Source organism: Psychrosphaera haliotis (assembly GCF_039523615.1).
Classification (GTDB): domain Bacteria; phylum Pseudomonadota; class Gammaproteobacteria; order Enterobacterales; family Alteromonadaceae; genus Psychrosphaera; species Psychrosphaera haliotis.
In genome coordinates, this window is the sequence record NZ_BAAAFQ010000001.1 from 72,985 (window position 1) to 87,094 (window position 14,110).

At 38.2% G+C, this 14,110-nt stretch carries 11 protein-coding genes; 7 read left to right on the forward strand and 4 right to left on the reverse strand.

Annotation, left to right across the window (positions count from 1 at the left end; all coding sequences use genetic code 11):
• Positions 1-150 precede the first annotated feature (150 nt).
• Positions 151-1,593, forward strand: a complete 1,443-nt coding sequence (locus ABD009_RS00310) for a glyceraldehyde-3-phosphate dehydrogenase (protein WP_343821891.1) — start codon at positions 151-153, stop codon at positions 1,591-1,593.
• Positions 1,594-1,673: 80 nt separating this feature from the next.
• Here the strand turns inward: ABD009_RS00310 and ABD009_RS00315 are convergent, their stop codons facing one another.
• Together ABD009_RS00315 and ABD009_RS00320 are read right to left on the reverse strand one after the other, a co-directional pair.
• Complete coding sequence (locus ABD009_RS00315) at positions 1,674-2,804, reverse strand: RNA polymerase sigma factor (RefSeq protein WP_343821894.1); 1,131 nt, start codon at positions 2,802-2,804, stop codon at positions 1,674-1,676.
• The gene (locus ABD009_RS00320) at positions 2,804-3,775 is read right to left on the reverse strand and encodes an alpha/beta fold hydrolase (RefSeq protein WP_343821897.1); all 972 of its coding nucleotides are present in this window, start codon (positions 3,773-3,775) and stop codon (positions 2,804-2,806) included. Before ABD009_RS00320 ends, ABD009_RS00315 begins: the two co-directional genes overlap by 1 nt.
• Before the next feature lie 137 nt (positions 3,776-3,912).
• On the opposite strand from ABD009_RS00320, the gene ABD009_RS00325 reads away from it, so the two are divergent.
• The 6 genes from ABD009_RS00325 (at position 3,913) to ABD009_RS00350 (ending at position 10,944) form a co-directional block, all read left to right on the forward strand.
• Positions 3,913-4,404: a TlpA family protein disulfide reductase gene (locus tag ABD009_RS00325; RefSeq protein ID WP_343821900.1), complete on the forward strand. Its 492-nt coding sequence runs from the start codon at positions 3,913-3,915 to the stop codon at positions 4,402-4,404.
• A 94-nt stretch (positions 4,405-4,498) separates the two neighbouring features.
• Positions 4,499-5,626 (forward strand): M14 family metallopeptidase, encoded by a 1,128-nt coding sequence (locus ABD009_RS00330; protein ID WP_343821903.1) that lies wholly within the window; start codon positions 4,499-4,501, stop codon positions 5,624-5,626.
• Between the two features lie 113 nt (positions 5,627-5,739).
• Complete coding sequence (locus ABD009_RS00335; RefSeq protein ID WP_343821906.1) at positions 5,740-7,413, forward strand: alanine/glycine:cation symporter family protein; 1,674 nt, start codon at positions 5,740-5,742, stop codon at positions 7,411-7,413.
• Positions 7,414-7,566: 153 nt separating this feature from the next.
• Positions 7,567-7,896, forward strand: a complete 330-nt coding sequence (locus ABD009_RS00340) for a zinc ribbon domain-containing protein (protein WP_343821908.1) — start codon at positions 7,567-7,569, stop codon at positions 7,894-7,896.
• 11 nt (positions 7,897-7,907) lie between these two features.
• Positions 7,908-8,189, forward strand: a complete 282-nt coding sequence (locus ABD009_RS00345) for a YeaC family protein (protein WP_155693485.1) — start codon at positions 7,908-7,910, stop codon at positions 8,187-8,189.
• A complete protein-coding gene (locus ABD009_RS00350) occupies positions 8,179-10,944 on the forward strand; it encodes a DUF349 domain-containing protein (protein ID WP_343821913.1) in 2,766 nt (921 codons plus the stop codon). The genes ABD009_RS00345 and ABD009_RS00350 overlap by 11 nt, the downstream gene beginning before the upstream one ends.
• A gap of 135 nt (positions 10,945-11,079) precedes the next feature.
• Here the strand turns inward: ABD009_RS00350 and ansA are convergent, their stop codons facing one another.
• Positions 11,080-12,090 carry an asparaginase gene (gene ansA / locus ABD009_RS00355; protein WP_343822430.1) on the reverse strand — a complete coding sequence of 337 codons (1,011 nt, stop codon included), beginning with the start codon at positions 12,088-12,090 and terminating at the stop codon, positions 11,080-11,082.
• Complete coding sequence (gene sppA, locus ABD009_RS00360) at positions 12,090-13,970, reverse strand: signal peptide peptidase SppA (RefSeq protein ID WP_343821916.1); 1,881 nt, start codon at positions 13,968-13,970, stop codon at positions 12,090-12,092. Before sppA ends, ansA begins: the two co-directional genes overlap by 1 nt.
• Positions 13,971-14,110: the final 140 nt, after the last annotated feature.

Genomic DNA, 14,110 nt, shown 5'->3' on the forward strand with positions numbered 1-14,110 from the left:
TAAATTAAAATTAACAATCCATTTTATAAAAATGAAAGTCTTTTTGTAATATTACATTTAAACTTTCATTTCTTTCATTTACAATGCCGCCAGTTTTGATTGAACAGGATTCAATCGCGTTTTAATTCTATTAAGCTAAAGGTAGACGTAATGACACTAACTCCAGAACAGCAGTACCAACAAAGTTGGTTAGAAAGACAAGACTATGCAGACCGCATGCAACCTATTATTGGTAGCCTTTACCGCAACCACGGTATAGAAATCTGTATCTATGGTCGTCCTTTAGTTTCTGCGTCTACTATCGAAATTATCAAAGCACATAAAACTGTAACTAAATATGAAGGCCAGAAATTACGCCTTCGTGAAAGTTTTGAGTTTTTAGAAATCATTTCAAAAATGAACCTTAAACCAGCAAAAATAGATTTAGGTAAGCTTGCTTTCCGTAATCTTTACAAGTCATCTGGTGAAGGTTTATCAAAAGAAGATTACCTTAAACAAGAACTAGCAAGCATTATTGATGGCGAAGGTATTGAGCCTCAAGATGTTGTTTTATACGGCTTTGGTCGTATTGGTCGTTTATTAGCAAGATTGCTTATTGAGAGAAACGGTCCAAATGCTAACTTGAGACTTCGTGCAATTGTTGTGCGTGGCGGTAAAGATGGTGATTTAGAAAAGCGTGCAAGTTTATTACGTCGGGACTCTGTTCATGGTCCATTTAATGGCAGCATTACCGTTGACAATGAAAGTAACGTAATTAAAGCAAATGGTACTTATATTCAAGTTATCTATGCAAACTCTCCAGATAGCATTGATTACACAGATTACGGTATTAAAGATGCGTTAATCGTTGATAACACAGGTATCTGGAAAGATGAAGACGGACTTGGTTTACACCTTAAATCTAAAGGCACTTCAAAAGTTCTTCTTACCGCGCCAGCTGGCGGTCAGATTAAAAACATCGTTTATGGCGTTAATGAAAAAGACATTAAACCTGAAGACAATATTGTATGTGCAGCTAGCTGTACAACAAACGCAATAACACCGGTTCTTAAGGCGATGAACGACAAGTTTGGTATCAAGAATGGCCACGTTGAAACGGTTCACTCTTATACAAATGATCAAAACTTAATTGATAACTTCCATAAAGCGGAGCGTCGTGGTCGTTCAGCTGCATTAAACATGGTATTAACATCTACCGGTGCTGCTAAAGCAGTATCTAAAGCACTGCCTGAATTACACGGTAAGTTAACAGGTAACGCGATTCGCGTACCAACACCAAACGTTTCAATGGCGATTATGAATTTAAACTTAGACAAGAGCACGTCTCGTGAAGAGTTAAATGATTACTTGCTAGATGTTGCACTTCACTCTGACTTAAAAGACCAAATTGACTTCACAAGTTCAACTGAGATTGTATCTACTGACTTAGTTGGCAGTCGTTACGCGGGTGTTGTTGACTCGCAAGCAACGATCGTAGATGGCGATAGAGCAGTTCTATACGTTTGGTATGATAACGAGTTTGGCTATAGCTGTCAGGTTGTGCGTGTAATGCAAGAAATGGCAGGAATTGAATACCCAACGCTGCCTAAATAAATATCATTTAGAGCGATTCAATTTAGTCAAAAAAAAGCCGAGCTTAGAGCTCGGCTTTTTTGTATCAAAATTTAGAATATTTACAGTAAGCTATTAAACCGCCCATCGTTAATTAATCCCAAAATTAGACCTAACCCACCACCAAAAAGGCCACCAAATAACCCCAAATAACAACCAATGAGACTTAAGTTAATTGTGTAACCAGCCAGGTTGATTATTCTTGGTTGAACAAATTCTGTTGTTACAACAAGAACCGCTTTAGTTGAACGATATAATCCCAACCAGAATAAAACAAAGCCGATAGTAACGATAAGCCAACCTGAAGTATAAATATAACCTACCGCCATTACTGAGGCCGCACCTATCATCCAAAAGGTTGTTTGCTTACGAAGTTGCCTGAGAGCGTTTTTAGCATTTGTGTTATGGACGTTTTTAATGACCATCGCCATTGATAGGTGGTTCGCGGTCAAAGCTAGTAATAGCGGTAATAAAAGACCGATTATACCCATTAGAACAGGAGATTTTACTCCCAACTTCAAACCGGTAGCACTCGCACCAGATAAACCACCCATGGCCGTTGGAGCTAAAACGGCTAACACAATCGCCACTAAGCTAGCAGGTGTAGAGCTATAAATAACGTTGCCATAAGTGTTTAATATCTCAGGTTTCAGTTGCTCTCTTGCCCGTTGTAGTTTTTTTCGAACTAAAGCGGGGCTTATATCTAACAATTGAGCGACAGCGTTGCTGTTTTGTTGTTCCCTGTAATATAGAAGCACTATTTCACGAGTTTCCGCCTCAAGTTGATCCAACAAATGACTTATCAGTTCAGATTGCTGCTGTTTGATCAAACTAACATCTGCTGGCACGTCATTATTTGATAGCGTAGCTAAAAGGCTGTCGTAATCAGCGCAAGGGGAGGTTACACCTGCACTTTGTGTTTTTATGTAATTTAATGCAGTGTACCTGGTAATCTGACGTATCCAAGGTAAAAAGCTCTGACCATTTTTAAGCTGATTAATATCCTTCCATGCTTTGATATAAGTTTGCTGAGCGACGTCTTCGCTTGCGTCTAAGTCTTTCGTTATCGATAAAGCAATACTGGTAATGGCATTTTGTGAAGCATCGATCAGCCGTTCAAACGCCTTTATTTCGCCTTGCTGGGCTAATGTAACGTTTTCGCTTATGTCTAAGTGAGATATTGTTGTAGACATTATTCAGCCCCCAATGTGTTTAGTAACTGGTCTGTAAGCCATTCACCATCGTCAAACATAATAAAGTGCTTAGCGTTTGTATTCATAATAAGCGAAGCGTCCTTTTTATCACTTAATTGCTCTTTGTATAAGTTTCTAATAAATGTATGTTCCGGTTCGCTGTTAAAGCCACCAGATGCTCCTATTAATAATAACGATGCTGATATTTTATGCAATTGCTTGCGTAAGTCGGTTGTCATTACATCGTAAATTGCGTCACCAAGCACGATGCTATTTGATTGTTTTGCCATCTCTAATATCTGCTGTTTAGCCGCACTGTCGTTAGTTTGAAACTGCATCCCTTGCTGCGTCATAAACGTTATTTGTTCAGGCGTCGCATTTTTATACATTGTTCGCATTTGATTTGCCTGATAAGAAATATCAGAAACGGTTGTTGCATTTGAACGAGTATATACTGGGCCTATAAAAGGCAGGCCATCAATGGCAACAATATGCTTAAAATTAGTTGGTTGTTGAATTGCTACATTCATCGCAATTAAACCTCCCATACTATGGCCAATAACACTAACCTCATTTAACTGGTTATTTTCAATGTAAGTTAATATCTGTTCTGTAACTTCATTTAGATATTTTCCGTTATAGTTGCAAGTGACTGTTCCAGCAAAACCACTCAGTGATAATGAGTGTACTTGGTACCCTTCCTTGAGTGCTTTTTCTTGTTCCAGCCACACTCTATTGTCGTTGGAAAAACCAGGAATTAAAATAACGGGCTTTCCAGTGCCTTGTACTGAGGCTTTAAAACATTTGTTTGAGTCCACTAGATCTCGCGCGTCATTGCTGTTGCTGTAAGAGCTGTTATTTCCTTCGGTTCCTGTGAACTTTGTATTTTGGGTACCGTTTGTATTAATCGCTGTATTAGCATTTACGGCCGCACTAAAAACTAAACTTGTAAGTATTGATTTTATTAACATGATGTTGTCCTTTATTATCTATTCATATACCAAGGCAACGCCAATCAAAAAAGTGTGACAAGTTTTGTAATTTAATTTTATTCCTACGGGTCTTTTATTCCGTAGTTATAAACACAAATAATAATAGATGGGGATTTATGTTAAAAAATATTGCGGGTCAGGCACTGGCTTTTTTCTTGTTATTTCAACTGATTAGTTGGATAAGAGAGATCCCTTTGTTAGACACCGACAGCCAAGTGCCTGCTTTTCAACTCTCAACTATTAACGGCAACTCTATTAATACCAATGATTTAGAAGGTAAACCAACCATTCTATTTTTTTGGGCACCTTGGTGTTCAGTTTGCAAAGTCAGCATGCCAAACCTTCAGAGCTTTTATGAAGACAATCATGAGAAAGTCAACGTGGTGAGCATAGCTTTAAGTTATGAAAGTAAAGATGAGCTTGAACAAATTATTGCCGATAAAGCACTTACGTTTACTACGGCACTTGGTAACGATACAACTGCAAAAGACTTCAAAATCCAAGGTTTTCCCACTTATTATGTATTAGATGGTGAGGGCAAAGTACATGCGAAATCTATGGGTTATTCCTCTGAACTCGGTATGGCTGTAAGAACGCTTACTTTATGAGCATAGATCATTGATCCAAACTATAAATAGTGGCTAGAGCCGCTTTTTATATGTTAACCTTGGTTAGATTTTACAGTTCACGGATCAAATAAGAATGAGAATAACCAGTAACTTCGATAGCGGGAATATTAATGTTGTTGATATTTCAGATGCAAAAAATATCCAACTTTCTATTAATAAAGATCATCAATCAGATTTTTATCAGTGGTTTCACTTTAAATTAGAAACGACAGCCGGCGAAGAGCACATCCTTCGTATTACTAACGCAAAAGATGCAGCGTACCCAGAGGGCTGGGAAAACTATCAAGCAATGGCTTCTTATGACCGTGAAACTTGGTTTAGAGTGAACTCAGAGTACAAAGATGGTGAATTGGTTATTAATCACATTCCTGACTTTGACAATGTCTTTTATGCCTACTTTGTTCCTTACTCTTATGAAAGACACCTAGACCTTATTCATCAATCTCAATTGAACCCTGATACTCAGCTTATTACCTTAGGCGAGACATTAGACGGTAGAGACATGTCTTTACTGCAAATAGGTGTTCCGAAGCCGGGTAAAAAATCTATTTGGATTACGGCGCGTCAACATCCAGGCGAATCTATGGCTGAATGGTATGTTGAAGGGCTATTAGATAGATTGTTTGATGCTGATGACGCAACTTCTAGACTATTGTTAGATAAAGCTGTGTTTTATGTTGTTCCAAACATGAACCCAGATGGCTCTGCTCGTGGTCATTTGCGAACTAACGCAGTTGGAACTAATTTAAACCGTGAGTGGCTAGAGCCGAGCATGGATAAAAGTCCTGAAGTGTATTTGGTGACTGAAAAGATGAAAGAAGTAGGTGTTGACCTATTTTTAGATATTCACGGCGATGAGGCTATTCCATATAACTTTGTTGCGGGTTGTGAAGGCATTAAGAGCTATGACGCTCGTCATCAAATGTTAGAAGAAAGCTTTAAAGCAGCGTATGCAGCTGCAACACCAGAGTTCCAAGATGTACATGGTTACTCAAAAGATAAGCCTGGTGAAGCTAACCCTACAGTAGGGGCGGCATGGGTAGGAGAGCAGTTCAAATGTTTGTCTTACACAGTGGAAATGCCATTTAAAGATCACAACGATGCTCCTGACGCTGTTTATGGCTGGAATGATGTACGATCGGCGAAGTTTGGCGCGGACGCATTAACGGCCGTTTACGCAGTTATTGATCAGTTAAGATAAAAAAGAAGGGCTATTTAGCCCTTTTTTGCTATAAAAGTATTCAAGATAAGATTTAACCATTAAAACAATAAATAAAAATAATAATTTTATATAACTTTAAAAAGGAATAACCAGTGAACGCATTTAACGATTTACTCTTGTTTCTTGATGGCATATTAGGAAGCTCACCGTGGTTTCCATATGTGCTGTTAGGCGTGGGTATATTTTTCACCATCTATCTTAAATTTCCACAAATTCGCTACTTCAAACATGCTTGGAAAGTAGTGACCGGAAAATACGACAAAAAAGGTGCGGAAGGTGATACTAACCATTTCCAAGCTTTGTCTACAGCTTTATCTGGTACGGTAGGTACAGGTAACATCGGTGGTGTTGCACTAGCATTATCAATCGGTGGCCCAGCAGCTTTATTCTGGATGTGGATGACGGCTTTCTTCGGTATGACAACAAAGTTTGTTGAAGTTACCTTATCGCATAAATACCGCGTAAAAACTGAAGATGGCACGATGGCCGGTGGCCCAATGTACTACATGGATCGTCGCTTAAACATGAAGTGGTTAGCGGTTTTATTCGCTATTGCTACAGTTGTAAGTTCATTTGGTACAGGTAGTTTGCCTCAAATCAATAACATTGCTCAGTCAATGAATGATTCATTTGGTTTTGATCACATGTTAACTGGTGGTGTATTAGCTATTTTGTTAGCACTAGTTATTCTAGGTGGCATTAAACGTATTGCTTATATCACGTCTCGTGTTGTACCAGTAATGGCTACTCTATATGTAATTGGTGCGCTTAGCGTAATTTTCTATAATTTAGAAAACCTTGGTCCATCATTTATCTCTGTATTCCAAGATGCGTTTACCGGCTCTGCCGCTACCGGTGGTTTTGTTGGTGCTGCATTTGCTTACGCATTCACTAAAGGCGTTAACCGTGGACTGTTTTCTAACGAAGCTGGTCAAGGTTCTGCGCCTATCGCGCACGCTGCAGCTAAAGCTGACGAGCCAGTATCTGAAGGTATGGTTTCTATTTTAGAACCATTTATCGATACGATTATCATTTGTACATTAACGGGTATGGTAATCCTGTCGTCGGGAGCTTGGCATGAGAAGCATGAAAATGACTTCCAACGTTCAGATATGCTTATTTTGGCTGGCGAATACAGTCAAAAAAATGAAACAGATTTAACGTCAGTATCGGCTTACCTAAATGAAATTGGTTCGGATGTAAAACCGTACCAAGGTGAAATTATGGTTAAAGAAGGTAAGGCCGTTAGTGGTGGTTTTACAATTCTTAACTCTCGTTCGTTTGCTGAAGATGTTGTGTTCCTTTTACCAGGTGAACACGTATACAACGGTAAACTAAATGTTATTGATGGTTTGTTGAAAAATAAAGAGATTATCGTTCGCGGTAATTCACTTATCCATTCAGCATCATTAACCACAGAGGCATTTACCCGAGGGTTCTTTGGTGAATCTGGTAAGTACATAGTAACCATTGGTCTATTACTATTTGCGTTCTCAACGGCAATTGCTTGGTCTTACTACGGTGATCGTGCAATGACCTACTTGTTAGGTGCTCGTTCAGTAATGCCATATCGTGTTATTTATGTTGCTGGTTTCTTCTGGGCTTCATTTGCAGATACTTCATTGATCTGGAACTTGGCCGCCGTAGCTATCGTGGTAATGACGCTACCTAACTTGTTAGGTATTTTCTTACTTCGTAAAGAAATGAAAGAAACAGTAGATGACTATTGGGTTAAATTTAACGACGAGCATAAGAAAGATAGTTAATGCCAACCGTTATATTTGAACAATAATCAAATAGACCATAAAAGCATCTTAGGGAACTAAGGTGCTTTTGTTTGTTTAAAAGCTTAAAGTTTTATGTAAGATAACGTTAATAAAGATGTTTTTAATTAGACGTTTAGTTAGAAGGAATGTTAAATGGCTATTATGAAATGCCCACAGTGTGGCAAGTCAATTTCTGATAAACAAAAAGTTTGTCCTCATTGCGAATTAGACATGACAAACCTGACGGAAGAAAAAATTCACAGTTTGAGTAAAATTAAATCGCTTAAATACAATCAATCTCTTCAAACTCATCAGTTTATAGCTACCTTATTGTTTTTAGCGGGTTGTTTTTCGTATTACAACATTGAAGATAAAGCCTCACCACAGTTTGTTGCGGCTCAAGCCAGTATTTTGGTTGGTTTTATTTGGTATGTTGTTAATAGATTTAGAATTATTTGGGCAAAACGAAGCCTTAAAAAGTAGTAGAGAACGGTATGAACCTTGATCAAATGTTAGCGGCGGTAACGCCAGAAGTTTATGAAAACTTAAAATATGCTGTAGAAACAGGAAAATGGCAAAATGGCCAAAAGTTAACAGAAAAACAAAGAGAAGATTCTTTGCAGTTGGTAATGGCTTATCAAAGTAAAGTCGCTAAATCTGACGAGCATTTTACTGTTGGACCAAATGGTGAAATGGTTATGAAATCAAAACGAGAGCTTAAAAAAGATTTTCTTTCCGATATGGACATTGCAAGGTTTGATCAAGATGATATTTAAAAAGTTATTTAGTAAGAAGAAATGGCAAAGCAACAAAATCAGTGACCGAATTAGCTCAATTAGCGAGTTGGAAACGTCAAACTCAGAGCAAAAAAGTATTCTTCATGAGTTAGCCTTCAATGACGCAGACAAAACTGTTCGCAGAGCAGCGCTGGAAAAGTTAAACGACTTTTCATTGTTTTGGCAAGCTGCAAAAAAAGAAGCAGATGAAGACGTAAATCGCTTTGCGTTAAATCAAATTAAGAAAGCGCTAACGTCAAATTCGAATGACTTAGCCAGTGACTCTGAAAAATTAAACTTCATTAAAGAGTGCAGCAATAGCCAATTAATAAACGATATAAAATATCAGCTACCTACCACTGAATTAATAGAAGCTGCACTACAAAGAATAAACAAACAAGAGTCGTTTATCGAAGCGCTTATTCTTGGGCATTTATCAGATCAAACATCGCTTAAAACAATTCAAATGTTAGATGATGCAAATGTACTGAAAAAGCTACAGAAAAAACTAAAGGGCACTAACCTTGCTGAAGTGGAATCTAAATTAGCGGTTATTCAACAGCATGCTGAAGCGCTTTCACAAGCTGATAAAAAAGCACGGTTAACCTTAGCTCAGTTAAATGCCTTAAAAGACAAAAGTGATTTTGTAGAAATATCCAGTCAATATAGCGAATTAACAATAACTTGGAATGAATTAAGTCCTTTAGTTTTAGAGTTAGACTCGCATATAAGTACGGAATTAACTGGTAAGTTTCAGAAGCTAGACGAAGCATTAAAAATAAAGCTGTCGACGTTAGAGTCAGCTTATTTAGATATTAAAGAGCGTAGTCAAAAAGAGGAATCAAAAAAACGTGTGACCGAAGAGCTCACAAGTGATTTAGAAAACTTTGAACGCAACTTGAACAATCTAGTTGAGAACGATGGTGAAATTGAACTTGGTATGACTCAAACGTTAGAAGAAATTTCTAACCGCGTAGAGCAAGCCGAAATTAATGAAGCGAGTAAATCTCTAATAACAACTAGAGTTGAAAAGCTGCAAAGAAACTTAATCGACTTACCAAAAATCAAAGCAGCTCAAAATCAAGCTCAAGAGTTAATTAAACAGCTCCAAGAAATGACACCTCCAGACTCTGTATTGGCACTGAATGATTTTAATCCGCAGTTTAAATCTGTTAGATCTCAGTGGGCAGAGTTAGAGTCAAAAGCGTTATTAAACAGCGAAAAGCGTAGAGAGTTTAAAGAGTTAGTTTCAAATTTAACGAGCGCCGTGAAAAAGTTGGAAACAGAACAAAACAAAAAGTTTTCATCTTTTAAACGTAAGCAAAGTGAATTGAGTCAATTAATAACAGACGGCAAGTATAGAGAGGCGTTTGGTTTATTTTATAAACTTGAGTCTTGGTACGCAGAACTGAATGACTACCAGCAGTCAAAGATAGAAAAGTCGTGGCAAGAAAGCGCTGCTGAAGTAGGTAAATTAAAAGATCTTGAACAGTCAATTGCAGCGCCTAAACGTCAAGAGTTGCTAACTCAAATAGAGCAACTAGCAAGCAAACCATTGGTTGACCCATCTGAGCAGGCACACAGAGTTAAGGTGCTACGAAGTGACTGGTTATCATTAGGTCGTCTAGAAAAAGACGATCCTCTTAATGAGCAATTTAACCTTGCTTCTGAAAAAGCTTTTGAGGTTTGTCGAGCGTTTTACTCGGAGCTTGAAGCAGAACGAGATAAGGCTTATCAAGCAAAGATTTTGATTATTGAGCAATTGGAAATGTTAGCTCAGAAATTACAAAGTGAAGCCGTTTCAAGTTGGAAAGATGTTGAGCAACTGAACAACAAGCTGACTAAGTTATGGTTTGATACGGGCTTAATAGATAAGTCTAAAGTAGCTGAGACAAATAAGCGTTTTAGTGAAAGTAGTAAACTGATCAAAGCTAAAATTGCTGAACAGCATAAAAATAACCGCGCTTTAAAGTCTACTCTTTTAGAAAAAGCGACTGAAATTGCAAAGTCAGAACAAACGTTAGCAGACAAAGCGAATCATCTGAAAAAGCTTCAAGCCGACTGGAAACTTATAGGTTTTGCAGGACGTAAAGTGGATGATCAACTTTGGACAGACTTTAGAAAAGTAAATAATGCGGTGTTCGATGATTTAGGTGCGTCGAGAAACGAGTCTCGAGATAAGTCTACTGAGCTTCGCAAAGGGTTGTTGGAAGCGATTCAAGGTTATCAAGATAAGTTGACAACGATTGATAACAATAAAGCTCTTAGAGAGCTAGAAGCAGAAGCTAAGTCGCTAAGAATCGAACGCTCAGAGTTAGAACGTTCTGATTTTGAGAAGGTTTCTAAAGCTCAAAAAGCGTTACTGGATAAATTATCTAACAGTGAACTTGAGATTAGAGATGCGAATCGAGTTAATCAATACAAACAACTATTTGATGGCTTAGAAGATTTAGCAAATGGAAATACTATTGATAACTCTGTATTAAAAACGTCATGGGCAAATGCCCTTAATGCAAATACAAAGGTCGATAGGTTGGAGACGACAATTAAGCTAGAAATCATGTCGGATATAGAAAGTCCAGAGCGGGATAATAACACTCGTAAAGCGGTACAAATGTCGATGATGACGGATAAGTTAGAATCAGGTGTAACGTATAATCAAGAAGAGTTATTAGAAGACTGGTTATCGGCCGGTGCTGTTTCTAAAGAGGATGTTGATTTAGTAAACAGGATCAGAAAAGTATTCTTAAAGTGAGTAAACTAATCTGATTAGTGACCCGTCCTAAATAAGTGTCAACGTTATTTAGGAAGGGTCATGTTAATGCAAAAAAGCCGATTTTAAATCGGCTTTTTTGATCATTATAAATAAAGTCTTATGTACGAAAATTTATTAACTTCGTTCGCCCTTTAAGTTTTCAATAAATAAAGTGCGTCTTTGATCATAAGATAAATCTTGGCTTAATAAGTAGTGCAATTTAGTCAAGCAAGCTTCTAACGTCATGTCTGCTGCTGAAAGGGCACCTGCGTCTTTTAATACATGCCCAGTCGCATAACCATCCATGTTTACTTGACCTCGGAAACATTGAGTACGGTTGACTATCAATATTTCTCGTTCATGAGCATTTCTAAGTTCAGCAATAAGCGCACTATCCTGAGGCGCATTACCCACGCCATAACTTTGCACAATAAGTGCGTTTACCGGTTGTGCAAGCACATTGGCAATTACAGTATGACTAATGCCTGGGTAAAGCGTCACTACGCCGATAGGCTGACCACTAATCGTCACTACTTTTAGAGGCTCAGTACTCGAAGGCGAAACGACTTCGCCTGCCTCAATTTTTATTTGAATGCCTGCCGTCGCGAGAGGTTCAAAGTTAGGACTATCAAATGCATTAAAACCAGTTGAGTCTGCTTTAGTTGAGCGGTTACCTCTGAGCAATTTATTGTTAAAAAATAAACTGACTTCAGGAATAGGGTAGTTCGCAGCCAGATAAAGAGCATTTAATAAGTTTGTTTGGCCATCGGAGCGAATTTCTGACAAGGGTATTTGGCTACCAGTTACTATGACTGGTTTGCTGAGGTTCTCTAACATAAACGACAGCGCCGAGGCGGTATAAGCCATTGTATCGGTGCCATGCAATACAACAAAACCGTCAAACTCGTCATAGTTTGTTGCAATGTCATTAGCAATAACCTGCCAGTCATTTGGAGACATATTGCTTGAGTCGATTACAGGGCTGTACTCGTTAATAACAAACTCAGGCATTTCGTCGCGAAATAATTCAGGTAGGCTATTAACAACGTCGGTAATGTAACCCTCCACAGGAATATAACCCTGCGGAGACTTTTTCATACCTATGGTTCCACCTGTATAGGCGATGTATATTTTCTTTTTCTGCATCATTGGGTTAATGCTTCACACTCTAAACAATAAATGTACATGTGCTTAGGGTCGTTGAGCTTCATCCAGCCTGTAGCATCGTCCCACATTTTATTTACTAACAATGTGAATGGATTTAAACGTTGGCTTGTTGTTTCTATCGCCAATGATGGAACATACACTTTAGCCATACCTAAAAATTGTTGAATTATCTTGTCAAAGCCTAGCACAGGCTCTTGAATCGTGATCACTGAATAGTCTTCTAAACTAGCTAGTTCAGCAGCGCCTTTAATTGCATCATCAAAAAAGCCCAGTTCATCAACTAAGCCGAGAGCCTTAGCCGTTTGGCCTGACCAAACACGACCTTGGGCAATATTATCAACTTCTTTAATGCTCATGTCCCTTTCTGTAGCAACTAGGTTAAGGAATTGACGATAACCATTCTCTACAGAGAGCTGTAAAATATCTTCCATACCTTTTGGTAACTTACGAGCTGCTGACAAACCAGCTAATTCTGTTGTTCCGACGCCGTCTGTATACACCCCAAGTTTAGCAAGGGTTTCTTCATAGGTAAGGAACATACCAAAAATCCCTATAGAGCCGGTAATCGTACTTGGAGAAGCCCAAATTTTATCAGTTGAAGCTGCAATCCAATATCCGCCTGACGCCGCCAGTGAGCTCATAGAAGTCACGATAGGTTTACCTGACTCTTTTATCGCTTCAATTTCATTTCTGATAATTTCAGAAGCAAATGCACTGCCACCTGGGGAATCAACACGGAGTACAATCGCTTTAACAGTGTCATCAAGTCTAGCGTCTCGTAAAAGCTTCGCTGTTGAATGTCCGCCTATTTCACCAGGCTTTGCATTACCATCATAAATGGTGCCGCTAGCAACAACTACAGCCACTTTATTGGCAGCTAATATAGGATACGATTGGTCAACAAAGTCTAGGTATTTGTTCAGAGTGATGTAGTTAACGTCTTCTGAATTCATTTCTTGTTGTAAATACGCATTAAACTCTTGATGCGTCATTACCATGTCAATCCAGTTATTTGTTAACGCTAGGTCTGAAAAGTCACCGTCAACGGATTTAAACTTTTCATAAAATGCAGATAGTTTTTCGTCAAATTGGGTGTTTTCTAATTTTCGTTGTGAAGCAACATCCGTTTTATACATGCTCCATAGTTCATTCAGCCACTGATTATTTGCTTCTTTAGCCTCTGCAGACATGTCATCTCGAATATAAGGTTCAATAGCTGACTTGAATGTGCCAACACGAAAGATGTGAGAGTTAACTTCTAGTTTGTCTAGCGCACTTTTATAATAAGTATTATAACGGCCAAAACCATCCAGAATGATAGAGCCCATTGGGTGTAAAATCACAGTGTCAGCATGTGCTGCTAAATAGTATTGACCTTGTGTGTAAAAGTCACCGTATGCAACTATGGGTTTTCCGCTCGTTTCTTTAAAACGTTGTAGCGCATTACCTATTTCCTGTAATTTACTCAAGCCTGCATTTTGTAGGCTATGTAAATCCAGTTTTAGCATAGATATTTTGTTATCTTTAGCGGCAAAATCGATTGCATTTAAAATATCTGTTAGTAACAACTCTTTTCGAGAGTCGGCACCGCCTAATGCATCATTCATGACTTCAGCGTAAGGGTCAACTACCGCTTTTTCTTCAACGATGTCGCCAACTAGTTTTAACTCAAGGATAGAATTTTCAGCAAAAATTATGGGCTTTTCGGTGTTACTAGAAGAGAGGCCTGCAAATATCGCGATCGCGATGAAAATAAAAATAATATTTAGTACAGCCTTACGGGTAAAGTTTAAAACACCCCAACAAGCTCGTATTAAATCGAAAAACCAATTCTTATTGGTAGAAATTTCATTAGACATAAAGTGTCCCAAAATGAGTTAAAATTCTTCTGATATTGTTGATTAATTAGCAAACCTTTACCAGAATTGATATGTAACAAAATTAAACTATTGATGTCCGACCAGTAGTCAGTTAAAGTTTTGCCTAGTTTAAACAGCTT